Source organism: Paenibacillus oryzisoli (genome assembly GCF_001653565.1).
Lineage (GTDB): Bacteria > Bacillota > Bacilli > Paenibacillales > NBRC-103111 > Paenibacillus_E > Paenibacillus_E oryzisoli.
Genome location: NZ_LYPB01000088.1, coordinates 52,218 through 77,987 on the forward strand (window position 1 = coordinate 52,218; position 25,770 = coordinate 77,987).

Below are 25,770 nucleotides of genomic sequence, written 5' to 3' on the forward strand. Positions count from 1 at the left end.
TTGTAGGTTGTGAAAACCTATACTCAGAAGTAAGAATGAATACGCTATCGTGGAGGATTGAATGATGAGTAAACCATTAAAAGTAACCGTTTGGAACGAATATCGTCATGAAAAAGAAAGTGAAATCGTCCGCTCAGCCTATCCTGATGGCATACATACAGCTATTGGTGAGGGCCTTAGCGGTTCTGTCCAAGTTACCTATGCAACATTAGACGATCCTGAGCATGGGTTGACGGAAGAGGTTCTGAACAATACAGATGTATTGATTTGGTGGGGGCACAAAGCACACGGTGAGGTACAAGACGAAATCGTAGCTCGTGTTCAAAAGCGTGTATGGGCAGGCATGGGGCTCATCGTTCTGCATTCCGGTCATTTCTCCAAAGTGTTCAAAACGCTTATGGGCACATCCTGTGATCTCAAATGGCGCGAGGCTGACGAGAAAGAACGCCTATGGGTCGTTGCACCCCATCATCCAATCGTGGAAGGCATTGGCGAGTACATTGATCTTGAGGCAGAGGAAATGTATGGGGAGCATTTTGACATCCCACAACCTGATGAGCTTATCATGGTTTCTTGGTTCGAAGGCGGGGAAGTATTCCGCAGCGGTTGTACCTTCCACCGTGGGAACGGTAAGATCTTCTACTTCCGCCCAGGTCATGAGACTTACCGCACTTACTACAATGAGCAAATCCGCCGCGTCATCTCCAATGCCGTTCAGTGGGCAGCGCCATCTACGCGCGAATACCCGAAATACGGTAACCACAAGCCGCTGGAAGAGATTAAAGCGAAGGTTAAAGCTTAATAATAGCGCAGTACCGAGCATGCTCCCAATTTGGGGCATGCTTTTTTTATTAGATCAATTTTATCTGGAATCAACACAAAAAATAACATTTATAGCATAATATACGTTATTCTGAATTAGAATTCGTGATATTTTATTATAAAATATAATTATAAAATATTCCAAATAATATAATATTTACAAAATACAAGAACTGGCATAATATAACAAAATGCAACCTACTAAATTAAGGGAGATGAAGTAGAATGAGGGTAAAAAAGCGAAAAAAATCGGTTATTTTACTGATGATTATTTTGTTATTCTTTATCAGTTTTACCGAATTACTCAGTGAGCCCGTTCACGCTGCCGCAACAGCAGAGAAGAAAGAAACTTATCTGATTAAGTTGAAAAATTCATCCAATGCAAGCCAATGGGCTTCCAAAAGAGGAATTAATGTTAAGAGAATGAATAAAACGAGCAATCGCTCCACCACTGTTGTAGCAGAGTTGAGTCCAAATGATTTAAAGAAAATGAAAGCGGATACAAATGTTTCGATCATTGAAAAGGACCAGTTGGTTAATCTCCAGTCCAGCCAAGAGGTGAATCCAAGTAATACCCACTCAATCGTGCCATGGGGAGTAACAGCAACCCAAGCCGTTTATGCACATGATCAGGGAATGACCGGTAACGGGATCAAGATAGCTGTCTTGGATACCGGTGTCTTCACAGCACACCCGGATCTGCGGATTGCTGGCGGTCAAACCTTTGTTGAAGGTACTTCTACCTTTGAGGATGACAACGGACATGGCACGCATGTAGCAGGGATCATCAATGCGTCTGCCAATGGATTCGGGACAGAAGGGACGGCCCCGGATGCCCAGGTGTATGTGTTGAAGGTGCTGGATGCCAAGGGGAATGGCTATTACAGCTCCGTCATTGATGCTATTGAATGGTGCGTTGACAACGGCATCCAAATTGTGTCCATGAGTTTTGGTGGTGCGGAATACAGCGAGGTGCTTCATCAAGTGATTCAAGAGGCAATTGCCGAACACGGCATCTTGTTCGTAGCGGCTGCTGGCAACAATGGAGCAGGCGGAGAGATGGAGAAATACCCGGCGCGTTATCCGGAGGTTGTGTCAGTTGGGTCGGTTAATGAGGCTTATATCCGTTCGGGATTCTCCAGTACTGGTACTGAGCTAGACCTTATGGCTCCTGGAGAGCAAATCTGGAGTACAGCTCTGAACGGTGAATACGGCATTCGCTCTGGAACATCTATGGCAGCCCCATATGCGGCCGGTGCGGCGGCACTAGTATGGTCGGCCAACAAAGATCTGACCGCCGAACAAGTTCGTCAGAAGTTGCTTGTACAGGCCGTTAAATTAGGCCACAGTCATGAATACGGAGCAGGCTTTCTTCAAGTTCTGGCTAGTGCCGATTTATCGAATATCGTTCCGAACAATCCAGGCAAGGGACAATTGTTCAGCATCAGTCGTCAGGAATATGAAATACGGGGCTTGCTGGAGAAGCTTGCCGTGATGCAAAAGAATGCCATGGAGCAGGACAAACTTCAATTGGCGAAGGACATTGACGCTGCGTTTAATCAGCTGAAAATAGAATATGGCATCCTACGTCAGGACAGCCCTTCAGTCACACGAGCGGAATACACTCAACTGTCTGTTACCCAATCCGTCTATAAGCTGGCACTTCAATCCATCGATTATAACAGCTCCCAGTTAGAGACTATGAACCAATTACTGTCGGATTACCAGCTAAAAACCGCCCAATTTCAGTCACAGTTAGAGGATGTGGAGCTTCCGGAGATGGGGATTACGGAAGAATTATATTGGGATAAAATTGGCGATGGTCAGACGATTTCTCCTGGAGAAACAGCATCAATTTATTTTAGTATGTCAACTGATATCCGGAATTTGAATGTTGAAATTACAGGGCCTGATTACTACTATACAGAATCGTATCAAGTTCCCGATGAACATTATTGGGGGTTTAATAATTACAATTGGTATACGGAAAACGAGCTCGCACCTGGGGATTACACCATTAAGTTTATTGGATATTATCAACAATCGGACAGTACATTTGAATTTTATTTTACAATACATGTTGGTTCGACGCTACTAGATGAGATGCCACCAGTCATAACACTCACACCATCGCAGACGACACCTACTCAACAAGTCACAATCACCGTCAATGCAACGGATAATGTCGGAGTAACGCAAACGAAATGGGCAAGTGGTAGTCAAACAGCCAGCTACTTTGTAACAGGTGGAACTGTACTGAGTGGCATTGTCTTTACAGTTATAGCGAACGGAATGTATACAGTTTGGGCAACGGATGCGGCAGGAAATCAGACCGTACAAACGATAAACATTGATACAACTCTCCCGACAACACCAACTAATTTGAAATTAACGGGAGTGACAACTAGCACAATATCTATCGCATGGACGGTATCAACAGATAATGTTGGGGTAACGGGGTATGACATCTACAACGGTACTACATTGATTGGAAGTGTAAACGGAAGCACGGCTACATACACGGTGACAGGTCTTGCAGCCAATACCCTATACAATTTCACGGTGAAAGCGAAGGATACGGCAGGAAATATATCTGCGGCAAGCAATACGTTAAGTTTCTTTGCTAATGGAAAATTAACCTACACCTATGATACACAAGGAAGATTAACATCGATAAGCGTAACATCAACGGGGAAAATCGTGAAATCTTTTGAATACGATAACAATGGTAATCTAAAGAAAGTCACAATAGGCACGCCATAGGGAACGATTCGTAGGACTGTATCACTTTTCAAAACAAAGGAATATCAAATCTTTCATGTCACTATATATTCAATTTTGTCTAAAATTTACAGGAGGTAACTATGGACAAGAGAATCCTATCACTTTTACTCATCATCACTGTACTCTTCTCTCTCATCTCACCAACATTTGCCGCGGCGCAGAGTACTCCGAATCAGGACGAAAGCTTCAGGGACGACTCTACTTTGACAAAAAACGAAAATAGTACAACAGAAATCAATTCCGATGCTAATTTAACTAATACATCTACGGTTGCGACTGCAGCTGCTAACCCTTCTGCTATCATGGAGGTAAATATAAAGCCTGACACTGCCCCTTTTAATATTGGAAACGATGTTGAAGATATTTCTACAATGACTGGAACAATGTCTCTTAAGTATCCTGATATTACTTTGCCTGGGAGAAATGGACTATCATTCACGCTAACTAGAATGTATGACACGAACGATGCTAGTTATTTTGATCCTTTCGTAGTATATAAATGGTCAAATGACGGAGATTTACGACTATTTAATGAAAGAGTTCAAAAACCATCGCAAGCTATTTTTCCAATAGGTGTAGGTTGGAGTTGGAATATCCCGTACATTTATTCGAAGACATTCCCATATCCATTAGACTATGGAACTAGAAAGTACATTCATTTACCGGAAAAAGGGACATATGAAATTTCTAATGGGGGGTTACAAGGATATCAGTGGAAGGATCTGGAGATAAAAAACGATGGCACGGATACGCTTTTGCATTCTATAAATGATAATAGAGACTACCGTTTTAATGCAAATGGTTTGTTAATCAAAATTTCAGATGCTTATCAGAACGAAATTAACTTTACGTACGAGAGTTATAATGGTGGAAGATTTCGCTTAAAGTCAATTGCAGATTCTTTGAACAATATGCTCAATATAAAGTATGTGGATGACACAAACACAAACCAAGTTATACTGACATATGGCAACAGAACAGTTGTATATAATTTATCAACCATGAATTACATGAATGACTCAGGAGTTTCTGTTAAACAATTAAATTCAGTTATCGATCAGGAGAATCGGCAAACTTCGTTTGAATATAAAGGGGAGGTAGGACAATTTAATCTTGTTCATGATAGACAGATAGATGAATATACGGGGTATCCATATAACGATCCAATGCCGTTTCTATTAATGAAGTCCATTACCCATCCAACACAAGGGAAAACTAATTACGAATATTTTGGAGAGTACCAAATTTGGGCTGGTAGGAGTGGTTTTTATCCGAGTTTCAGAACTAAGTCCCGGGAGGATAGTGTTACTGAAAATGGAGTACCAACAGTTAAAAATCATAAGGATATCACTTATTTGGGCGGATTGGGTACCCAAAGTAGTTATGGTAGTTCTTTCAATTTTGAAACAACGATAAAGGATACTTTACAAACTGATAAATACACCAATTCTATCAGGTATTATGGTGGCGGCAGCCCTCCACTGTTAAGATCGGTTAAAATAGAGAACCAATTTGATGATGAAAAAGATGGTCAAAAAAGGACTATCTTAAAGTCAATAGATTATGGTTACACACAATTGGAAACTTATAATGTTCCCAACGTAACTACTGTTCGGTATAAAGAAGTTTTTAATGGAAATACTTCTTATTCTCAAGATTATAAAACTACTAATAATTATGATTTATATGGCAATGTCATAGATAGCACTAATGTGGATGGCGCAAAAACTACATATACTTACAGTTCCTCTACACATTGGCTATCAACCGTCTCAGAGCAAGTGACTCCAAATAATAATAAAAATACAGCATATACCCGCAATTCTAAAGGTAGCATCACCGATATTAGTGTAACGGATTCAACTGGGACGCTGAAGCAACATCTAAGTTATGATTACGATTCGTTTGGAAACAAAGTAACAACTAAGGTTTACGATGACAATAATAAAGTTTATGAAGTAACAGATTCTTATGAGAGTCTATCTCCCAACTATGGTGGGTTTCTAACAAAACGTACCTATTACTCAACCGATGCTGATGGTTTAAGGTCTCAAATTACTCAAAAGGCTGATTATTACACGTATTCTGGAGAAGTAAGTAGTTACGAAGATGGCAGTGGTATAGAAACAACGTTTTTGTATGATAAGCTAGACCGATTAACAAAAAAAACTTTTAAAGATAATAGTTTTGAGGAATGGATTTATGATGACAATAACAACAAAGTCACTTATATGGAACCTCATTTCAGTAACGAAGAGGCTGTAGTTTTTATAACTAAATGGAATGAACTCGGTTGGAAAACATCTGAAGGCATTGAGGGAAATGGAACTATTAGATACAACTATGATGCCTATGGTCGCCAAACCCAAATTAAGGATGCCGAGGAGAATATTACAGAGAGCAAATTTGATCCTTGGAATCGGTTAATTCAATACAAATATCCGGATGGATTCTCAAGTGATATATATTATGACGACATTAAAAATCAGCAAATAACTGCTGATGGTGAAGGGCATCAAGTGCGTGAAACATTCGATGTAAAAGGTAGAGTTAAATTACGTGAACTTAAAAAGAAAGAAGAAGTGGCCTTTGCGAAACTCGCCAGCTATACGTACGACTACCTCGATAATTTAATGACATCGGAGGATTCGAAAAGTAAGGCAATCACTTATAGTCGTGATATTTTAGGAAGGATCAACTCAGTTCTAGAGCCGGTACCACTATCTAATCTTACTAAGTATACGTATAGCTTGGCCGGTAATCTTACTCAAATTCAATACGCTGGTGATAATAGTATTGTTGAGAAACAATATGATGAGGCAGGAAGATTAATTAAAAAAAGTAATACCGCCCAACAAGTTGAAAAATATTATTATAATGGTAATAATCAACTCACAAAGCGTGAAGATCGTAATGGGGTTACTACTGAGCAACAATACAACAACAGAAACCAATTATGGAAGCAGATTACGCCAACTGGGACGGTTGAGTATACGTATACGTCATCGGGTAAACGAAAAACAATGAAGGTTGGCAATGAAACTACTACGAACTATGATTACTATCCAAAAACTGGTCAGCTGATGAAAGTCACTTATCCTGACGACAAAAAAATAACGTATACTTATGATGGAACAAGAGGAAATGTTCAAACGGTTACGGATCCTTTTGGTACCGTGAGTGCATATGGGTATGATAAAGAGAATCGTCTTAAGGGAGTAGGTCCAGCTTTAAATGACTGGGATGAGTCTTACGAAACACCAAATAGTTATAATAAAAACAATTTACTTATGGAATCTGTTCAAAGAAATGGTATCACTACCAGTTACTCATATGACTGGGTGAGGATGAACTCCATCACTCATAAGAGAGCAAACGGGGATGTTGTTAACCAGTTTAATTATGTGTTTGACCTGAACAATAATATTACAAGTAAAAAAGAGAAGGACTCAAGTAACGAATCAAGTTATTCTTATACCTATGATGCAGATAATAGAATAAGTACGGCATCACAGTTTGATGAAGTATATACCTACGATGCCCGCGGAAATCGATCTACATATCAGTCAAATAGCTTAAATGGAATCCAGGGAGTTAGTTACGAGTATGATGATCGTAATAGGCTCCAAACAGTAACGTCTGAGAACGGAACCAACGTAAGTTACAAGTATGATGGGGATGGGCTTCTTTACGAACGTTCTGAAAATGGAGAGACGACAAGATACTATTTTAACGGTAGTCAGCTCATTGCTGAAGGATCTGTTAATGGTGACTCTGTAACAATGAAAGCTAGTTATATATACGGACATGGTCTGGTAGCTAGGGTAGATGCAAGTAAAAACAAAACTTATTATTTAAAAAATGGACATGGAGATATAATTGGGGTTCAAGATGCCTCGGGGAACCCAATGAATTCCTATAGTTATGACATATGGGGAAATCCCTTGGTTGTTCAAGAATCCGTACCTCAGCCTTTTCGATACAGTGGGGAGTATTGGGATGACACAACGCAGCTTCAATATTTAAGAGCACGCTGGTATGATCCGAGTATAGGACGGTTTATTAATGAGGATACGTATGAAGGGCAGATTGATAATCCGCTGACGTTAAACCTATATACGTATGCGGCTAATAATCCAATAAAGTATAATGACCCTACTGGACATTTTTTCGACATCATTGCAGATATAGGATTTGCTTTGTATGATACGTATCAACTTGTAACAACTCCAAGTTGGGAAAATGCAGGATATTTAGCATTAGATGTTGGGTCAGCATTTGTACCGTTCGTTACAGGAACTGGGGCTGCAGTAAGAACTGCTGTTCATGCTGATGACTTTTTGGATGGAGTAAAAGCAACTGATGAAATAGTAGATGCTGCAATTAAAGGGTGTAACTGTTTTACGGCAGGAACTAAAGTTCAAACAGACGAAGCGGAGAAGAATATCGAAGACATTGAAGTCGGAGATAGGGTTCTTTCCAAGGATGAAAAGACTGGTGAGGTAGCCTACAGAGAAGTCACAGCCACGTTTAACCACGAAACGGATGAGATTTATAAAATTCTTGTGGGTGGTCAGACGATTGAATCGACCTTTAACCATCCGTTCTATGTAGAAGGTAAGGGATGGACGTTCGTTAAAGATCTTAAAATCGGTGACATGCTTGTACAGAGCGATGGGAATACACTCAAAATAGACAGCATCGAACTGGAACATAAGAATGTCACGGTCTACAACATGACGGTTGAAGAGTTTCATACCTATTTTGTCAGCGGCCTTGGGATTTGGGTGCATAATACGAGTTGTGGTTTTAATGGAAATAGTAAGGCCAGTATGAAACCACAGCATGGATATGAAATATCAGAAACAACTACGGGGAAGGTTGCTAAAACTGGTATAAGTGGGCAACCTTTAAATAAAAATGGCTCTTCCCCTAGAGCAAACCAACAAATAAATAGTTGGAATAAAATGGCTGGATATAATAAATACAAAGCAAACGTTGTGCAGCCGAGCATTGCTAATAGACAAGATGCACTTAATTGGGAAATGCAGAATGCTCAAAGACTATGGGATGCAGGACAGCCTATGGACAAGCATATTAGACCACGACCTTGGGAATAAGGAGAGGTTAACCTTGTATTTAAGAGAATTTGATTTAGATTTACCATACATCGTCGACAAAGAAAGAATACAAGCAATAATGAATGAAAAAAAATGCGAGTATCATGATGCAACTAAATTTGATTACAATTTAAATTGGGATGATAAAAGACGTTCGTTTAGATTAGAAACTCGTTGTATAACAGCTATGTTCGAGCGTCTATTTGTTAAGATGAAAACAGAAGATTGCAAGAAAGTTCTTATTGAATGTGTTGAAAGTATTACTGATGAAAGGATACTAAATTTTTCTGGAATTGTTACAGTACAAGTGAAATCTAGTTATAATGAATTTATTTTGGGAAATGATGACGAGAAAAAGAGAACTACTCTTAATCTTCTTTTGAAAGGAATTGAGAAAATATCTAGAGAAAAAGACTGGGTAATTGACGCATTTAGAGACGTTTCATCACAAATAGAGAAAATTGGTTATTTGAATGAATGGATTTGGAGAAAAGCCGTTAAAAGTCCTCAAAAGAAGTATTATGCTGAAGTGTTGTGCCAACACAACGTTAAAAGCATGGATATATCAATATTAATTAGGCAGATGGATGGTACGGAAGTACGAAAAATAATGGTAATTTCAGAACTACCTGATGAATTTGCGTATGCTAAACATTTGGGCCAATTAGTATGGACTTCTGAATCTGAAGTTGTCTTAGTTAATAAAAATGGTGATAATATGGTTGCAGTTAGAATTGAATAGTCAGAAAGTAATTTTTTTAACCTTGATCGGTAAATACCTTTCAAGGTTTCTTTTTGTCCGCTGCTGGCTTAATATTCAATTGACATTATCTTTAATTTGTTCTTGTAGCTTTCATTCTCGACGGTTATATAGACCTTTTTATACACTGATTGTCCCAAACGGTTTGTTGCATTCACATCATATAGTAAGGTTAACTTGTTGTGTTTTTTGCCAGTTTGAATAGTAATTTGATTCGTGTCCTCAGAAACTATTGTTCCTCTCAGTGGCAAAGGGACTCCATTAGAGAAAATCGCTAAAAGGGATACCGAATTATCACATGAATCAGCAAGGATTTGGCCGTGCAACCCTTGAAAAACATCAAGCAGCAAAAATGCGTGGCAGGGAGCAGCAGTTGATTGAGAAGAATGGTGGTGCAAAATCTCAGGGAGGAACGTACGGAAATAGCATAAATGGAATTTCCGACAAGAATAAAAATAAACAAAAATATATTGATTCTGCAAATAAGGAGTTTGGTAAACCATGACTAGTACAAAGCGCAAGCGAATAAAACTTGGAGATGTGTATGTTATACCTTTGCCGGATGGTGGATTTGCATTCGGGAGGAGGTTTAAGGATGCAAGTATTGCAATTTATTTGTTAAATAGGTAAATCGGCAGAAGACATACCTCAAGATGAAGATTATCAGTTTATAGTTGGAGTTTATGATGATGTACTGAAATCAGGTCAATGGACAGTTGTTATTAATCGTCCATTTAAAGATGAAGATGAAGCATGGCCTCCTCCTGCATGTGTAATTGATAAATTATCTGGCGGATACTCAATATATCATAAAGGGGAAATGAAATGGGCTAGTAAGCAAGAATGTGATGGGCTAGAAATTGCTGCAGTGTGGGAAGCAGAACATATCATAGATAGGATTATGGGTGATGACAAGTGGCATAAAGACCCACTGAAATAGTCAATAAATTAACCTTGATTGGTTTCTCGCCATTCAGGTTTTTTCTTTTTGGTGGTGGTTATCCAGTGCCGGAAGACCTCACTTTCAACAAATAACATAGTTAACCCATGTAATACCCGTATAAAGATTTTTTCATGGGATATCTGTGCCAAATCATATTATTTTGAATTTTTTACAAAGCCTTTTACAAGAATAGAGTTTACAGGTCTGTTTGCGCAAATGGAATTCAATAAATTAAGATATAAGATTATTGAAGTTGGCTGGACCTACGGGTCATTGTCCAATGTGCGCTTTATACCTCTATGTATCCGCTCTAATATCTTCACGAGATTTGCAAATGGATGTCCAAAATATTTCCATGGATTTAGCCGAGGGAGATTATTTAGCGGCAGGATTAGATTCTCTTGCTGCGGCGATTCCTGGGGTTACGGGACTTGGTCGTGGGAAAAGAGCTATTGAGCAAGGTCTAGGTAGTTTGGTTGAGGGGAAGGGTGAACTTAGAAGACCGTATATTAGAAAAGAAGTCAGAAAAGAAGTGGAAAATCGTGCTCCTAAAACTGATGACGGGAAATTTATTGACCCGAATACAGGTAAACCGATTGAAGGTAAATATGATTTAGGACACAAGCCGGGTAATGAACATTGGCGAGAAGCTGAAAAAGCTAAGAAGCAAGGATTAACACAGAAAGAATTTAATGACCGAATGAACAATCCTGATAAGTATCAGATTGAAGACCCAAAATCTAATCGGAGTCACAAATATGAAATGCCATAACTCATAAAAAAGGAGCACATAAAATGTCAAAAATTTTTGATGCTGTACTTACTGGAAATATTAAATTACTACAACAACAACTTGAATCTGGCGAGAATATTGATACCGTGGACGACGATGGAAGGACTGCCCTTATTCATGCAGTAATTGATAATTTGACGGAAATCACAAAATTTCTAATTGAAAGAGGGGCAAACGTAGATGCACAAGATAATCTAGGATATACCCCCTTACATTACGCTTCTCAAAATTACTTGCCGGAAGTTGTTAAGCTGTTAGTAGATAATAAAGCTAATGTTGATGTGAAGGATTCTCATGGCAATTCTCCTTTGTTTCGTGCAGTATTTAATTCGAGGGGGAGGGGTGAAGTGATTCTACTTCTGTTATCTCATGGTGCAGACGCACACTCAAAAAACAATTATGATGTATCCCCTATCGAGTTAGCCAAAACAATTTCAAATTATGATGTGACTCAGTATTTTAGATAAAGTTAGAGACCTTGATTGGCTTCATGCCTTTCAAGGTTTCTTTTTTGGTGGGGGCTACCCAGTGCCGAATGAACTCATCATTCAACCAATAACACATATAACCCATGTAGACACCACCTTGCAAGGTTTCTTTTTATCCGCCGCTGTATCGCTAACAACACAAATAACCGCTAGAATGATACTAGCGGCGCACGCTAATCTTCACATATTTTCTCTGCCCTCACAGAATTAGACCTGTGGTAACCTCCGCTATGAAGCCACCCAGTATCAACCGAATCACCACTACGAGAACAGCGCACTATTTCTGCTCGTCAGGATGTGGGACATGAATCAATTGGCTACTCAAAATAAAACGAGAACAGCTTGTCGGCTGCTCTCCTTCTTAGCTAGAAAGGGTTTTTGACCCTCATTTTGATACCCTGCTTAGCATCTCTTCAAGTTCTTTCCGCTTTTCTTCTTTTGTCATGGATTCAACTGGTTTGTACTCACCGTTAGCATTGTAATCTGCTGGATTCTTCGATGCACCATTCTTCGGCACGTATTCACCTTTTGAATTGTAATCCTCAGGATTTTTGGATGGCGCTCTTGAATCCCTTTCAAGCTGATCTTTTGTATAAACGTGAGAATCTGACGCTTGTGATGCATTCAATGCCCATTGTCGTTCAGCTAATGGTTGATGTTCCTTCAACATCCCAATTATGTCCCCAGTAGAAATCAAACTCTCGATTGGTTTAAGTTGATTCAGGTAATTAACGACATGAATGTGGTCATTGGTCATCAATTTCTCTTGAACCTTCACATAGTAGGGTACGGGAAAAGTTACTGGTGGAAGTTTTAAAGCAGTAGATGCTTCTAAAGGTTCAGATGAGGTTGGACATCACATTGCACAAAATGCTTATAATAAAACTCAAGGTATAAGCAGAAATGAAGGACCTGCTGTCTTAATGAGTAAATCTGATCATGAGATGACTAGAACTTTTGCCGGAAAAGGTAAAGCATCAATGAGAGCAGATATTGGACTGAGTGGAAGACAACGTATGGCTAGAGATGTTTGGGATGTAAAGAATAATTTTGGAAGAAAATATAACGAAGGTCTTAAGCAAACAGTTCGTTATGGTCAGGAAATTTATAAAAAATAAGAGGAGGAGTAATCTTTATGAGGAGAGAAGGATATAGAGTAATTAAGGGAATTGATAAGTATCTTCATTCCTTTGGTGGGGACTCATGGAATACACCGATCTGTCCGAACTGTGATACTAACCTGCACTTAATCTTTAATTTTGACCTGAAAGATAATAGATTAGAAAAGTTATCAAATGGGCAATTGGATAGAATTCCACTAATTTCCTGCTTGAATTGCTCTTCTTATTGGTCCACTCAGGTGTTTGAAATTGAACCTCGAACAGGAACTATTACAATTCTGAAACAAACTGATGGGGAAAAATGGATTAGTGAAAAAGAAGATCATCTTCCTAATCCATTGCCATTTTCTAACGTAAAATTTGAAGAACTATATGAGACAGATACTCCCTCAAATGAAGGGGATACTGACAAAGCTTTTGAAGACTTTGGCTCAGAATATATTTGTAGAATTTTAGGTGAGCCACTTATTGCAACAGAACCCATTCAAAATAAGTGTTACTCGTGTAATGAAGATATGGAGTATGTTGCAACGATTTGCAGTGAGGATTTTGATTCAGAAGGTTTGGTTCACGAAGGCTTTACTTTCAATTTTGGAGAATCATTTCTTTATTTTTATATTTGTAAATCTTGCAATCTTCTACAGACAGAAATGCAGAGTACGTAATGGCTTAACAACCTTGATTGGCTATATGCCTTTCAAGGTTTTTTTGCGCCGCTGTATCGCTATCAACACAAATAACTGCTAGAACGGTACTAGCGGCAGAGATTTGATTCCATTTTCAGTTCCGTAGATCAGCCACCAGCTTTCACCTCTAAACACTTTCAATCGTAGCAAGCAAATTATTGTTCACTAAGGTATTCCACCCCCATCAGAAACAAATCAGCTATGACAGTAACGATGTATGATGTACGGAGAGCCTTACATGAGTTGTTTATAGGCTTGCTTGTAGACAGATTGGGACGAAGCGTGGAAGTGGCGAACCCAATAATCCGTACTACTACGTGTATTATCAGCAGAAGCTAGCTGCTGGGAAGACCAAGACGCAAGCAATCATTTGTCTTATGCGAAAACTGGTAGATGTGATTTATGCCTTGATGAAGAACAAGAAGGAATATGTGATGCCAATTGTGCCAATGAAACAAGCTAGATGATATAATGAGGTGGTAACTGGAAGTTAATGGTTACCACTTTTTCTATCGATGGATGACGGTTTATTAACTAGGATACTTATGAAAGGCAGATTGATAATCCGCTGAGTTTAAATTTGTATACGTATGTGGAGAATAATCCGTTGACGAAAACTGACCCTACAGGTCACATGAGTGTTAGTGAAATGTGGGACGGCTTTAAAAGTGGTCTTAAAATGTTTGTTCGTGAAGGTCTTGTAGGAGAAGAAAACTATGATATCTTAACAGACGGCGAATTTACTTCTGGGGATATAGGGGCACTTGCTGAAGGTGGAGTTTTCCTTGCATTGAGGACTGAAGGAAAATTCTTTATGAGAGAGGCTAAACTAGTTGAGGAGGCGGGTCAACTTAGCCGTAACGGTGCTCTGAATCAAGCAAAAAGAGATGCAGGCATACCGAGGAGTCAACAACCTGAAGCGGTAAATCGAGTGGATATGCGCTTAGCACAACATGAGGGCGGACATGTAATAAAAGATTCAAATGGAAAAGTTATTAGTACTAGAGAATATGTTTGCACTAACAAAGACGGTAAAAAGATTGTAATTCAAGACCATAGTGCAGGACACCAAAAAGGTGGGCAAGGTCCACATTTTAATGTAAGACCCGCCGATAATACCCGAACAGGAAAAGTTCCTGGTACGATGGAGCATTATCCATTTAATAAATAGAGGTGGTTAAGAAGTGTGGTATGAAGTCTTGGAAAGAAACAACTTTCTAGTAGGTTTGTATGAACAAGTACCTAAACTTAAGGATGTTCGCATTGCTGAAGTAAACATCCATGATGAAGGGCGTGTTGTTGCAGTTAAATTTGATATGCCTTATTATGCCGAAAAACCACCCAAGAAGTGGGTGGAACTAGGCGACAATACTGTTGCTGTTAGAATTGACTTGTCGGCTATTCAAGAAATTACACTGAATTCCGGTTCATATGACTACAAGGCAAATATTGAAATCTTTAAGGATGAAGCGGATTTAATTGTAGTTAAGATTACTGGAACGGTTAATGTCCTAATTAAGGCTGAATCAGGATTTATTCAATCTGTTACTGGCTATTGTAATTAAATAATTGCCCTGATTGGCTACATGCCTTTCAGGGCTTATTTTTGGTGGGGGATACCTAGTGTCGATTGAACCAATCATTTAACCAATAACACATCTAACCCATGTAATACCTGTATAAAGATTTCGTCATATTGTTTGTACGCACATTAAAGGCTTTATTTTCATAACCCCAATATCGCAATACAGATGCGATAAACAGGTTGATTATGGTCAGATACCACCAAGATTGCCCTTTTTTTCTTATCTTTGTTTTCTTACAGGTTTTTCAAATTAATCGCAACTTTGCGAATAGATACCCCGATGCATATATTTTCAGGAACATCGCAACTAATCCACTGGATAGTCCGACCACTATATTGTCAGGGACACAATTTAGCCCGATTCGCCGGAATCGGCCCTGTCCGCTTTAGTTCGGGCGGCAAGGGTAAAGACCAAGCAAGCGGAAAAGCCATCGGGCACTGAACGCCATCTTCCATAACCTAGCCGTTCAGCAAATCCAAGTCGCCAAAGGAAAGAACAAGACACAGCGTAATCCGCTCATGTACGAGTTCTACCAACGCAAGTTAGCAGAAGGCAGGACGAAAAGCAATCCCTCATATGCGTCATAAGAAGGCTTGTGAAAATCATCTACAGCATGATGAAGCACAAAAACGAATATAGGGCGGCGAGTCCTCTAACGGAACCCAAAGCCGGTTGATATAATGGGTGGTAATTGGAAATCAGTTGCCACCTTTTCTATAAGAGATTTTAAGATTTTAAGATTGCAAGCAATTGTGGAAGGTCAGGTAAGCAAGCTCGATTCAAGGAAATTGAAGATGATGATAAGGTTTCAAGCTTTTTGAGTGGAGATATTAATCGTGATATAAATGAGATTAAGCGCGGAAAAAGGGATAATATTAGAGTTCCGCAAGGTTATCAAATGGCTCATAGACGTGGCTATGAAGCAAGAAAAGGCTATGGCTACGAATACAGTGATCTACAGATAACAAAGAACCATAAAACTCAACATAAGTACGATTACAATGGAAAGAAGAGGTAACACTAATTAGGAGGTTCTATGAATCTAAAAGAATTTGAATCTGTGCTAAACCAACCTGCTAACATTAGATATGAATACTTCGTAAAAAAAGTTGTAGATTCAGAAACTGTGTGGGGGCTATACGAAGATGGATGGGCAGTGACCAAAGATGACAATGGAAACGTGCTATTTCCTATTTGGCCCAAAAGAGAGTTTGCAGAGCATTGTGCCAACAATGATTGGGAAAATTATTTAGGTGAAAGTATGGACTTGTATGAGTTCATTGATGATCTACTGCCTCGATTAAAGGTGGATGGGTTAAAACCATCAATATTCTTTAATAATGATGATTCTGCTGTCTTAGATGTAGATATTTTGATCAGAGATTTAAAGGCAGAACTAGAGAAATATTAACTTTATTGACCTTGATTGGCTTCGTGCTTTTCAAGGTTTTTTCTTTGATGGGGGCTACCCAATAACCATCGTAAGGTGGTTTCTTTTTGTCCGCCGCTGTATCGCTAACAACACAAATAACTGTTAGAACGATACTAGCGGCTGAGAGTACATCCCATTTTCAATTCCGTAGATTAGCGTTCACCACTAATCCTTTTCAAAAGTGGTAAGCGAATGACTACTTACAAACCATTCTATCTCGGTCAGAAGAAAATCTGCGAAGGCAGGAACTATGTATGTGCACGGGATTGACCAAGCAATAGTTCATGCAAAGAAAAGGAGCAGCATGGCTGCTCCAATATACCTACTTCTTGTACGAGTGATCTTCACATCTTGTATGGCTTTTCATTTTCCCATTTCTTTTTATCCTATTTTGCTTCCCACTTCTTAAAATCGGCAATATCTTTGTTAGTCGCATCTTCAAGTTTCGTCTGATCATAATTGCAACCAGTTAAAAAATAAAAATACTGCCAGAACAGCCAAGCTAACTATCGACTTGAAGTTTAATCTCATTTGTGTTCCTTCTTAGACTTTACCATTTTTAAAGTATTTCTTCCTTTATATGTATATATACTATCATCATAATGTCGTATACATACGAACTTCGGAATAATATTTCTGTTTTAATTCTCTGTATGCATACACCGAGCTCTCTTACGCTTGTAGGTAGGAGAGTGATGATATGTCATCGGACTTTACTAAAATGGTTGGAGATCGGCTCAGAACATTGAGAAAAGAAAAAGGTTACACCCAGGAGTCTTTAGCAGAAAAATCAGGGGTTTACATCACATACATATCAGATATTGAAAGAGGTTCTAGAAATATTTCACTTGAAACGCTAGAGAAGGTGCTAGTGGCTTTGGATGTCAATGCGGTAGAGGTATTCCGTGTGGAGGGTATAGAGGGCATTGAGGAATGCAACGATAAGAATGGACTAATTGCCGCTTTTCACTCATTATTAGTCGGTAGAAATCTGGAAGAAGTTCAAATGCTCCTGAAGGTCGCCAAGGAAGTTCTGGGGACGTTTGATCGGCTAGAGAATTAAGTAAGGTAGACTGCAAAAACCAAGAGCCGCAGAGATTCGTTCTGCGGCTTCTGACGTTCGGTGAGAGTGTGACCGTGCTTCATGGCTTAGATAAAATTCGACTTTTGTGTACGGGGATGCACTAACCATTATCTATTGTTCTTCAATGATTTTATGCGCTTACGCCTGCTGTGCTTACCCCTCTGCGGAAATTACCAAATTTGATATGGTAATGACTACTCCCCTCCCCCTCACAATCAGCGATCGTCCCCAAATGAATTGCATTGGGCAGCCTAAGTGCAAGCATCTATGTGAATAAAGGGAGGGCAACTTGATAATCCGCTGAGTTTGAATTTGTATACATATGTGCGAGTAGAGATAGTAGGAGCTTGCGCTACGGGATACAATGTATGATACATAAACCATGTGTCTCTAAATATTGGGACAATGACAACAAAAGTACACTAGCCATTATACTAATACTCCCCGCCTTTCACTCTACACCACGTAGAATCGGTTCCGATCAATCATTTTCTCAAAGCCTCCAGCATGTCGGTAATATGGGCGTGCATCAAGGTTCTTGCCCTCTCACATTGCCGCTCTTCAATAGCTATGGCTATTAACGCATGATAGTGCGAAGCTTTCGTTCTCATGTGGGGCATCGTGTTGGTTTGTTTTCTGGCGTCTTTAAGAAGAGGTATAATAGCATCCATCATTCTTCCAAGAACTGGGTTCCTCGCACCTTCCACAATAACTTGGTGAAATGCCAAGTCCGTATCTAAGTAAGATCCACCCTCTTTCATCTCTTGATCTACTTGTTTGGTTAATTCATGAAGCCTTCTGACTTGTGATTCTGAGGCATATTGGGCGCACAAGGCAGCTAATTCCGGTTCTATCAATAATCTCGCTTCCAACACAGTAACAAGCGAAATATGACCTAATTCTTCAAGCTGCATCGTCGGATCTTCGAGTAAAAGCGGGTCATTTCTAACATACATGCCACGTCCGTGCTCAATACTAATCAGCCCTTGACTTTCCAACGTGCGAAGAGCTTCCCTAACCGTCGTTACGCTAACCGAAAAATGATTGGCCAATTGCTGGAGGGTAGGAAGCCGATTTCCTGGGGCCCATTCCTTGTCCATAATTTTTTGTTTAAATACGTTGATGGTGGTTTCAAACACCGTTTTTTTCATGATGCAGCCTCGTTCCGCTCAATTATTATCTGTTATTCTAACACAGAAAATATTGTAAAAACACTTAACTTAGAAGTGAAAAAAATGGCATTTATGAATTGACAAAGGAAAAAATAGATACTATGATTCAAATATAGATAGTATGTATTTTGAGGAAATGAGGGTAATGGATGAAAATCACAAGCTATGAGACATTTATTGTTCCACCGCGCTGGTTGTTCTTGAAAATAGAAACGGATGAAGGCATTGTTGGATGGGGAGAGCCGATCGTTGAGGGGAAAGCTCATACTGTGCAGGCTGCTGTATCTGAACTCATGGACAATTTGGTTGGTAAGGATCCTATGCGTATTGAGGATCATTGGCAGGTGATGTATAGGTCCGGTTTCTATCGGGGCGGTCCTATTCTAATGAGTGCAATCGCTGGAATTGACCAGGCTTTATGGGATATCAAAGGGAAATTCTATAATGCTCCAATTCATCAGCTGCTAGGTGGCGCATGTAGAGATTCCATAAAGGTGTATTCTTGGATCGGTGGCGACCGTCCAAGCGACGTAGCTCAAGATGCCATGGAGAAGGTAAAAGCCGGATTTACCGCAATCAAAATGAATGCCACCGAAGAGCTGCAGTTTATTGACTCGTATGAGAAAATCGATCAGGTCATTGCGCGGGTCTCTGCGATCCGAGACGCAGTAGGACCAAATTTGGGAATTGGTGTAGATTTCCATGGCAGAGTACACAAACCAATGGCTAAAGTGTTAGCCAAGGAGTTAGAACCTTTCCGCCTCATGTTTATAGAAGAGCCCGTTTTACCAGAAAACAATGAAGCCTTACGAGATCTGGCACATCATACCAATATTCCAATAGCTACAGGCGAGCGTATGTTCTCCCGCTGGGATTTCAAAAAGCTGCTTGAAGATGGTTATGTTGATATCATACAACCGGACCTGTCCCACGCGGGAGGGATTACCGAATGTAAAAAGATCGCCTCGATGGCCGAAGCTTATGATGTTGCACTAGCACCTCATTGTCCGTTAGGGCCAATTGCACTAGCAGCATGCCTACAGTTAGATGCCACAGCTTACAATGCTTTCATTCAAGAACAAAGTCTTGGCATTCATTATAATAAAGGCAACGATTTGCTTGATTATATCGTCGATCCTGCTGTCTTTTCCTATGAAGGCGGATATGTTACCATTCCTGATGGACCTGGTTTAGGTATAACGATTAATGAAGAATACGTTCGGAAAATGTCGGAAATAGGTCATCGCTGGAGAAATCCTGTATGGCGTCATAAAGATGGGTCTGTTGCTGAGTGGTAGAATAAATACGCAGAGAGAAGTTCCTGAATGCGGGAGCTTCTTTTTTATATAGCAGACTGACTGGAGGAGAGTCTACCGACGAGAAAATCCCACCCAATCTATTCCAAAAACTGCACGTATACTCCACAGGGAAGTGTCACGTTCATCCTTCGGAAAATGGATACAATAAAAGCGGATTGTTGATTTAGTATTATTTTTTGTTGTTTTGCTTAATTATGTTGAATGGTAGGACCCGCTATAATAGGTGATGTAAGCGCTTTATAAATGAGAGGGGGGAAAGTAAAGAAAAATAGTACTTGAGTCAGAAGGTCAGTCGTCTTATCTTTTTAAAATTAGAAAGGGTGATTTTAATGTTAAAAATACAAGGGAATATAAATCCAAATAAGATTTTTACTGCAATGTTAACTGCACTATTTATCTTGCTATTATTGTGTTTTGCCCAATCTGCTAAAGCGACTTCGGCAACGATTGTTAATAATTCTGATTGGTACGATACGGATGGCAATTTGATTAATGCGCAAGGCGGATGGATGATGCAGGAGGGAAATACCTTCTACTGGTATGGATTAGATATCTCGCAAAAAGCACAAGGGATTAAAAACATTAAATTGTACACGTCGACCGATTTTAAGTCATGGATAAATCAGGGCAATGTCGTTGATTTTAGCGGGTTTCCGGCGGACTTTGCCAGTTCAGATTGGGTGGGGAGGCTCGTTGTCGCCTATAATAGTTCAACATCCCAATATGTTATGATGTTGGAATGGAACACTTTGGAAACCGGATCTAGAAACAGGTTGGTTTACTTGACGAGCTCATCGATCAATGGTTCATTCACTTATAATCGGTATGACGAAAAACCTGGTGGATACAAAATGGGTGACTTAGGTGGTATTTTTCAAGATGATGACGGAAGTACGTATATTACCTTTACAAGTGACGTCTCTGGACAGAACGACTCGTTAAAAATTGCTAAGTTAGCTGCAAACTATCTAAGTATTGACTCCACCAAGCTTACATGGGGATTTGGAAATGTGAGAGAAGCATCTTCACTTATTAAAGTAGGTACTACTTATTTATTGACTGCCTCTGAAGCCAACTATTTTCATTCTACGCCAACGCGGTACTCACTTTCGACGAACTTGATGTCAGGTTGGACAAAATCAGGCGGGGATATGATTACAATGCCTACGAGTCCAAACACAACGAATTCTTATGATACACAGCATGATCAAATTTTTCCGATTCACGGCACGAATGGAACGATATATGTATACTTAGGTGACCGTTGGAGTAATATGGCCAATGGCAGCCAAGGTGTAGGAAGAAACGACTGGTTTCCGGTTACTTTCGATAGCAATGGAGTGCCAACGCTCAACGGTTATTCAAGCTGGACGATTGACGCTGCAGCAGGTACTTGGAGTCCTTTAGTAGCTACACAGACATTATTGTCGGAAAATTTCGAAAGTGGCAATGCCCAGGGATGGACTGGATTAAACGGCAGTTGGTCAATCGTTCTAGATGCAACGACAGCCTATAAACAGTCCACAAACACAGCGGCTGAGGCAGTTACAACGACTGGCAATACAAACTGGACGGACTATAACATTCAAGCGGATGTGAACTTGAAGTCATCTACGAATGGAGCCGCGTCAGGCATTATTGGTAGATACAAAGATAATAACAATTACTATTTGCTACGCCTAAGTACAAATCAAATCCAGTTACTCAAAAAAGTGAATGGTACATTTACAACAGTGGCTTCCAAGGCATATACAGTAAGCCTAAATACCGTATACAATCTCAAGCTTTCTATGAAAGGTAGTTCTTTTGTAGGTTCAGTGAATGGTATTGACGAACTAATGGTTAATGATTCATCTATAACAACAGGAAAAATCGGTTTACGTACGTATAACCAAGTAGCTACGTTCGATAATGTTCAAGTCGTAGGTGTCCAGTAGAACGTTCCGATGAGGCCGTGGAGCACATAAAAGTGAAGTAGCAGTAGAGGTGTAACCCTCTACTGCACGTTTTGCCTCGTTGTGGAGAATTAGCAGGGGATTCCGCATGGAGTTGGATCGGGATGAGAGCCTTGGTCGGTTGTTACAGACGTATTTGCGGGCTGCGTGCAGTTACAAAGAAATGAGAGCAGTAGAAAGCGTGAGTGGCCTAAGCTCCATGCAAAAACTATTCTAATTATGACGTACCGTATTTAATTTTTCCATAGTTGGCGTTTCCGGGAGCATGTATTGAGTTATGTTATCAATAATAGAATTGTGTTTAAGAGTCTCGATTGCTATTTCACGCATTTTATCTATCACATGCTTCTGCATATTGGATTTTTTCATTTCACCAGATTCATTCATTTCCAATTTTAACACTGAATTTAAAAGGTTTTCTCCTCTTCCCGCAGATTCATCCTCATAATCACCTGAGAACATGTATTGGAACTTTTGCGCTCCCCTTGGTGCTGGTGTTATCGGGATTTCATCACGAATGGCGGTCATAATTTTAGGTGCAGCATCTAGCTTAGTCAATGTTAGAAACAAATGTTCAGCAAATTTTTCGCTGCCACATACCAGTAAGTTTAACTGAGCAAATGTTTTAAGTTCACCTACATTTTCCTCGACAGCTTTCTCTAAATAACCTACTAAGGTTTCAATGTTTAAGCCTGCTAGTGTCCAATCCTCCGGATTTTCACTTTTATTATAATTGATATGCCCACAAAGAGTAACAGACATATCACCTGCTATATCATCCATACAACTAGTGATCAAGTCTCTGATCTCGGCACTATTATCTTTATTGCTTTTTTTTACATGATTCACTTTTTTTACATTGAGTTCATCTTTTAAGTTGTTCGCCTCAGGGACAGTCGTATTTAAGGATAAAACTGAATGATTGGGTCTAGACTCTGTCTCTTTATCATGAATACCATACATATCCCGTAACCAAGGTCGAGTCAAAAGATCATCCATCTGTAGTTCTAAGCGTTTTGGGTATCGTAATTTCGAATTTAACTGGCTGTTTTGTATAGGTTTTCCTTCTATTAAACATTTGACATCAGCTTGAGTTAAACATTGTTGGATCTCTGGCAGCAAAATTTGGTCATAGCCTAATGAACTTAGAATAATAGATGCTGCTTTTTCCAAGGCTTCCACACCTTCTGCCTGGGCCAACTCAACTTCATCAAACATGTATTCTGGATTCGGGTTAACATTCTTTGCACCGCTTGATTGCCAATGGTACTATGCAAGAATTGGATGTAATGAGACATATGATTTGCTTGTCTGGGATTGCTATTAGCTTTTAACGAATAAGAAGTTGCAGTTTGAGTCGTAGACTTATTTCTTGCCATATTTGAAAACATAATTCAACACCTCCACTGAATTTATGGATATGTTTGACTTATTATACAATAAGACACAAAAATCCTTTCTTTTAGTTGAGCATTATGCAATGGGTTAAACATAATGACCTATAGGCACAGGAAACTAAGTAGTGGAATGATAGAAAAGAGTGGTAAAACCAATAAGCAAAGGAGCCTCCACTCTCAAGTGGGGCTCCTTTACTTATTCAGAACGGGGCGGATTAGCTTTGTCACGGCCATATAGACGTGGAAAGAGTCATCGAAGAATATTTTTCCATTAGTTCCGCAGGAGCGTTTGATTACCGTACAAGAAGTCGCAGAATACGGGGCATTCATTGCTAGTGAAAAGATGAGCGGAGTTACAGACGCATCGCTCCTAATAGATGACGGATATACGGTCAATATTGTAAGTTGGAGTAAGAGGAGCACTTTATAACGAAGGTCCGTCCAAGCAGGTTGATACCTGTCTAGACGGACCTTTTGATTAATATTTTTTAAAATATCAGAATTTATAAGTTTTACTTACTAATTATGCTGAATTTCTAGATAAACGCTCCTGTCCTTCAAAGGACGGTATGGCCGTTTATTTTGTCTGCTGTTATTTATATTCGCCTAGCAAGTAATTGTAGAAGGGTTCGTCCACCCAGAAATTATAGGAGTCGACGTTCAAACTAGCGTCTATTTTTTTCAGGCCGGTAACAACTTCGTCGGATTTATCGCTGAGGGAAAAGGACTGTGCATAATAATGGCCTTTGCNATGGCCGTTTATTTTGTCTGCTGTTATTTATATTCGCCTAGCAAGTAATTGTAGAAGGGTTCGTCCACCCAGAAATTATAGGAGTCGACGTTCAAACTAGCGTCTATTTTTTTCAGGCCGGTAACAACTTCGTCGGATTTATCGCTGAGGGAAAAGGACTGTGCATAATAATGGCCTTTGCTGACTTTATTGTTAGCGATCACTTTATAGTCTTTAATATCGGTTAATGAATAGTAAAGCGGCTGCCACCAAGAAGAATAAATGAGCCCTGTCTGATCCTCACTGTTCTTTTTAGCATATTGGAAAATGATCTGTTGGAACTTATTTTTTTGCTCAGCGTTATCAAATTCGAACTCAATGTCGTATTCCTTCGAGTAGGCGATGAAATTACCATTCTCGATTTGGACTACTTGATAGTCGTCCGATTGTGTCGGCTCGCCCCATTCTTTTAAATAGATGAAGGCAGATGTTTTGGGCTCCAGCTGTACTTTCGCCTGGACGTTCTCGCTACGCAGCAAACTTATTAACTGAATGGCATGTGTAATGTCAGAATGACCATATGTGAGAGAAAGCTTTGGCTCGAAGTTGGCGTCGAAACGGGAATCCTTCAAGTTATAGCCCGTAACGAGATTCTTTTTTAAGGCATCTTCGAAGACAGAACGCAAATCGGTTGCTGAGATGAGATCCTCCGTACGCCAAGCATCGTTTATCTTACGGAAAATATCATCATCGGAAGTCGTTCCAAGATAGTGCTTGTATTGTCCATTGAAAGAAAGAATCTTGCCAAGCAGTTCGTTAGCGAAGCTTTCGTCAGCTGCAGTATCCGCTAGGAATTTGGAAGGAACAAGGCCGGTATCAATAGCTGCAGCTAGTTCTTGAGCGGCTTGCAGCGTTAATGTATTGTTTTGTTCGTAGTCAATATGTACTTTCGCTAAAGCAGTTTTGATTTTATCTTTGGGATAAGTATAGGCAAGTTCTTTCAAGCCGGATGCTTTTAATGCAATGAAAATAGCCTGAAGTTGAGTGAGGGTCTGATCTCCCCTTAACGTGTCTCCAGAGAGAATCCCTTTTTTATATAAGGCAAGCGCTGCTTCGTAATAAGGGCTGTCCTTTTGCAAGTCCGTAAAAACATTCGTCTGATCTTTCGCTTCCGCTTTCAAAATGCGGTTTACGGCGATGATGAAATCACCTTTGGATAAGGAGTTCGACAGGGTGATCTCATAACGTGTGTTCAAGAATTGCTTAAAAGAGAGGGCTGAATCATTTGCAGCAGCTGCACTGCTTAATGTACTAACGGAGGACAGGAGGACGGCTGTTAAAACGGCTATCTGGATGGGCTTGCGAGATTTCAAAAGTTTCATAATAATAGACACCTCCACAAATTTATTCATATATTCATTCATATAGGAATAGTTGGTTTTAATGAAATATATCAGGAAATAGTAAGGGCGTCAATAAAAAGTAGCGTCATCATCAATAAAAAAAAGTAGTTTCACCGTGTCACTTTGGAGAAAGTGATTTCTTTTTTTAGTAATTTCGTTCACACAACGTTTAATG

Annotated in this window: 22 protein-coding genes and 1 pseudogene; 19 read left to right on the forward strand and 4 right to left on the reverse strand. The window is 39.7% G+C overall.

The genetic code is table 11. The annotated features are described in order from the left end of the window. Positions 1 to 64 precede the first annotated feature (64 nt). From A8708_RS28050 to A8708_RS28085, 7 genes are all read left to right on the forward strand, one after another. A complete protein-coding gene (locus A8708_RS28050) occupies positions 65 to 802 on the forward strand; it encodes a ThuA domain-containing protein (protein ID WP_157265087.1) in 738 nt (245 codons plus the stop codon). Between the two features lie 245 nt (positions 803 to 1,047). Then, entirely contained in the window at positions 1,048 to 3,585 is a 2,538-nt protein-coding gene (locus A8708_RS28055; protein WP_068669210.1) for a S8 family serine peptidase, read from the forward strand. 101 nt (positions 3,586 to 3,686) lie between these two features. Continuing rightward, complete coding sequence (locus A8708_RS28060) at positions 3,687 to 8,726, forward strand: polymorphic toxin-type HINT domain-containing protein (protein WP_068669212.1); 5,040 nt, start codon at positions 3,687 to 3,689, stop codon at positions 8,724 to 8,726. Positions 8,727 to 8,739: 13 nt separating this feature from the next. Then, complete coding sequence (locus A8708_RS28065; RefSeq protein ID WP_068669214.1) at positions 8,740 to 9,468, forward strand: hypothetical protein; 729 nt, start codon at positions 8,740 to 8,742, stop codon at positions 9,466 to 9,468. Positions 9,469 to 9,784: 316 nt separating this feature from the next. Next, positions 9,785 to 9,991, forward strand: a complete 207-nt coding sequence (locus tag A8708_RS28070; protein WP_068669216.1) for a hypothetical protein — start codon at positions 9,785 to 9,787, stop codon at positions 9,989 to 9,991. 772 nt (positions 9,992 to 10,763) lie between these two features. Next, on the forward strand, positions 10,764 to 11,201 hold the full coding sequence (locus tag A8708_RS28080; protein WP_239696873.1) for an HNH/ENDO VII family nuclease: 438 nt from the start codon (positions 10,764 to 10,766) through the stop codon (positions 11,199 to 11,201). Between the two features lie 23 nt (positions 11,202 to 11,224). After that, positions 11,225 to 11,689 carry an ankyrin repeat domain-containing protein gene (locus A8708_RS28085; RefSeq protein ID WP_082927857.1) on the forward strand — a complete coding sequence of 155 codons (465 nt, stop codon included), beginning with the start codon at positions 11,225 to 11,227 and terminating at the stop codon, positions 11,687 to 11,689. Positions 11,690 to 12,095: 406 nt separating this feature from the next. On the opposite strand, the gene A8708_RS28090 is transcribed toward A8708_RS28085, so the two are convergent. Beyond that, the gene (locus A8708_RS28090; protein WP_204787652.1) at positions 12,096 to 12,488 is read right to left on the reverse strand and encodes a hypothetical protein; all 393 of its coding nucleotides are present in this window, start codon (positions 12,486 to 12,488) and stop codon (positions 12,096 to 12,098) included. 145 nt (positions 12,489 to 12,633) lie between these two features. Between A8708_RS28090 and A8708_RS28095 the strand changes: the two genes are divergently transcribed. The 9 genes and pseudogenes from A8708_RS28095 (at position 12,634) to A8708_RS28120 (ending at position 17,598) form a co-directional block, all read left to right on the forward strand. Beyond that, a complete protein-coding gene (locus tag A8708_RS28095) occupies positions 12,634 to 12,828 on the forward strand; it encodes a hypothetical protein (protein WP_068669220.1) in 195 nt (64 codons plus the stop codon). Positions 12,829 to 12,845: 17 nt separating this feature from the next. After that, positions 12,846 to 13,496 carry a hypothetical protein gene (locus A8708_RS28100; protein WP_068669222.1) on the forward strand — a complete coding sequence of 217 codons (651 nt, stop codon included), beginning with the start codon at positions 12,846 to 12,848 and terminating at the stop codon, positions 13,494 to 13,496. 338 nt (positions 13,497 to 13,834) lie between these two features. Next, a complete protein-coding gene (locus A8708_RS36240; RefSeq protein WP_204787653.1) occupies positions 13,835 to 13,984 on the forward strand; it encodes a hypothetical protein in 150 nt (49 codons plus the stop codon). A gap of 167 nt (positions 13,985 to 14,151) precedes the next feature. Further along, complete coding sequence (locus A8708_RS28105) at positions 14,152 to 14,688, forward strand: HNH/endonuclease VII fold putative polymorphic toxin (protein WP_082927870.1); 537 nt, start codon at positions 14,152 to 14,154, stop codon at positions 14,686 to 14,688. Between the two features lie 13 nt (positions 14,689 to 14,701). Continuing rightward, a complete protein-coding gene (locus A8708_RS28110) occupies positions 14,702 to 15,082 on the forward strand; it encodes an Imm50 family immunity protein (protein WP_068669226.1) in 381 nt (126 codons plus the stop codon). Between the two features lie 372 nt (positions 15,083 to 15,454). Further along, a pseudogene (locus A8708_RS36670) lies at positions 15,455 to 15,779 on the forward strand (transposase); the annotation flags it as partial. A gap of 111 nt (positions 15,780 to 15,890) precedes the next feature. Further along, entirely contained in the window at positions 15,891 to 16,121 is a 231-nt protein-coding gene (locus A8708_RS35065; protein ID WP_275667942.1) for a polymorphic toxin type 8 domain-containing protein, read from the forward strand. An 18-nt stretch (positions 16,122 to 16,139) separates the two neighbouring features. Continuing rightward, on the forward strand, positions 16,140 to 16,514 hold the full coding sequence (locus A8708_RS28115; protein ID WP_068669228.1) for a DUF2750 domain-containing protein: 375 nt from the start codon (positions 16,140 to 16,142) through the stop codon (positions 16,512 to 16,514). A 721-nt stretch (positions 16,515 to 17,235) separates the two neighbouring features. Continuing rightward, positions 17,236 to 17,598, forward strand: a complete 363-nt coding sequence (locus A8708_RS28120) for a helix-turn-helix domain-containing protein (RefSeq protein WP_068669230.1) — start codon at positions 17,236 to 17,238, stop codon at positions 17,596 to 17,598. A gap of 506 nt (positions 17,599 to 18,104) precedes the next feature. Here the strand turns inward: A8708_RS28120 and A8708_RS28125 are convergent. Continuing rightward, on the reverse strand, positions 18,105 to 18,770 hold the full coding sequence (locus A8708_RS28125) for a FadR/GntR family transcriptional regulator (RefSeq protein ID WP_068669232.1): 666 nt from the start codon (positions 18,768 to 18,770) through the stop codon (positions 18,105 to 18,107). Between the two features lie 170 nt (positions 18,771 to 18,940). On the opposite strand from A8708_RS28125, the gene dgoD reads away from it, so the two are divergent. The 3 genes from dgoD to A8708_RS36905 all read left to right on the forward strand — a co-directional run bounded on the left by dgoD (position 18,941) and on the right by A8708_RS36905 (position 22,282). Continuing rightward, positions 18,941 to 20,089, forward strand: a complete 1,149-nt coding sequence (gene dgoD, locus A8708_RS28130; RefSeq protein WP_068669234.1) for a galactonate dehydratase — start codon at positions 18,941 to 18,943, stop codon at positions 20,087 to 20,089. 398 nt (positions 20,090 to 20,487) lie between these two features. Next, positions 20,488 to 22,047, forward strand: a complete 1,560-nt coding sequence (locus A8708_RS28135) for a glycoside hydrolase family protein (protein ID WP_204787655.1) — start codon at positions 20,488 to 20,490, stop codon at positions 22,045 to 22,047. 106 nt (positions 22,048 to 22,153) lie between these two features. After that, on the forward strand, positions 22,154 to 22,282 hold the full coding sequence (locus tag A8708_RS36905; protein WP_275667941.1) for a hypothetical protein: 129 nt from the start codon (positions 22,154 to 22,156) through the stop codon (positions 22,280 to 22,282). On the opposite strand, the gene A8708_RS28140 is transcribed toward A8708_RS36905, so the two are convergent. Then, a complete protein-coding gene (locus A8708_RS28140) occupies positions 22,279 to 23,283 on the reverse strand; it encodes a hypothetical protein (RefSeq protein WP_157265091.1) in 1,005 nt (334 codons plus the stop codon). The genes A8708_RS36905 and A8708_RS28140 overlap by 4 nt on opposite strands. 953 nt (positions 23,284 to 24,236) lie before the next feature. Beyond that, entirely contained in the window at positions 24,237 to 25,574 is a 1,338-nt protein-coding gene (locus A8708_RS28150; RefSeq protein ID WP_068669242.1) for an S-layer homology domain-containing protein, read from the reverse strand. Positions 25,575 to 25,770: the final 196 nt, after the last annotated feature.

What these genes read in the sequence shown, in the direction of transcription:
- A8708_RS28060 (WP_068669212.1), top strand. Translation starts at nt 3,687, where the DNA reads ATGGACAAGAGAATCCTATCACTTTTACTCATCATCACTGTACTCTTC.
- A8708_RS28140 (WP_157265091.1), bottom strand. Translation starts at nt 23,283, where the DNA reads ATGTTTGATGAAGTTGAGTTGGCCCAGGCAGAAGGTGTGGAAGCCTTG.
- A8708_RS28070 (WP_068669216.1), top strand. Translation starts at nt 9,785, where the DNA reads ATGAATCAGCAAGGATTTGGCCGTGCAACCCTTGAAAAACATCAAGCA.
- A8708_RS28120 (WP_068669230.1), top strand. Translation starts at nt 17,236, where the DNA reads ATGTCATCGGACTTTACTAAAATGGTTGGAGATCGGCTCAGAACATTG.
- A8708_RS28135 (WP_204787655.1), top strand. Translation starts at nt 20,488, where the DNA reads ATGTTAACTGCACTATTTATCTTGCTATTATTGTGTTTTGCCCAATCT.
- A8708_RS28055 (WP_068669210.1), top strand. Translation starts at nt 1,048, where the DNA reads ATGAGGGTAAAAAAGCGAAAAAAATCGGTTATTTTACTGATGATTATT.
- A8708_RS28080 (WP_239696873.1), top strand. Translation starts at nt 10,764, where the DNA reads ATGGATGTCCAAAATATTTCCATGGATTTAGCCGAGGGAGATTATTTA.
- A8708_RS28100 (WP_068669222.1), top strand. Translation starts at nt 12,846, where the DNA reads ATGAGGAGAGAAGGATATAGAGTAATTAAGGGAATTGATAAGTATCTT.
- A8708_RS28115 (WP_068669228.1), top strand. Translation starts at nt 16,140, where the DNA reads ATGAATCTAAAAGAATTTGAATCTGTGCTAAACCAACCTGCTAACATT.
- A8708_RS28085 (WP_082927857.1), top strand. Translation starts at nt 11,225, where the DNA reads ATGTCAAAAATTTTTGATGCTGTACTTACTGGAAATATTAAATTACTA.
- dgoD (WP_068669234.1), top strand. Translation starts at nt 18,941, where the DNA reads ATGAAAATCACAAGCTATGAGACATTTATTGTTCCACCGCGCTGGTTG.
- A8708_RS28150 (WP_068669242.1), bottom strand. Translation starts at nt 25,574, where the DNA reads ATGAAACTTTTGAAATCTCGCAAGCCCATCCAGATAGCCGTTTTAACA.
- A8708_RS28105 (WP_082927870.1), top strand. Translation starts at nt 14,152, where the DNA reads ATGAGTGTTAGTGAAATGTGGGACGGCTTTAAAAGTGGTCTTAAAATG.
- A8708_RS28050 (WP_157265087.1), top strand. Translation starts at nt 65, where the DNA reads ATGAGTAAACCATTAAAAGTAACCGTTTGGAACGAATATCGTCATGAA.
- A8708_RS36905 (WP_275667941.1), top strand. Translation starts at nt 22,154, where the DNA reads ATGGAGTTGGATCGGGATGAGAGCCTTGGTCGGTTGTTACAGACGTAT.
- A8708_RS28125 (WP_068669232.1), bottom strand. Translation starts at nt 18,770, where the DNA reads ATGAAAAAAACGGTGTTTGAAACCACCATCAACGTATTTAAACAAAAA.
- A8708_RS28095 (WP_068669220.1), top strand. Translation starts at nt 12,634, where the DNA reads ATGAGTAAATCTGATCATGAGATGACTAGAACTTTTGCCGGAAAAGGT.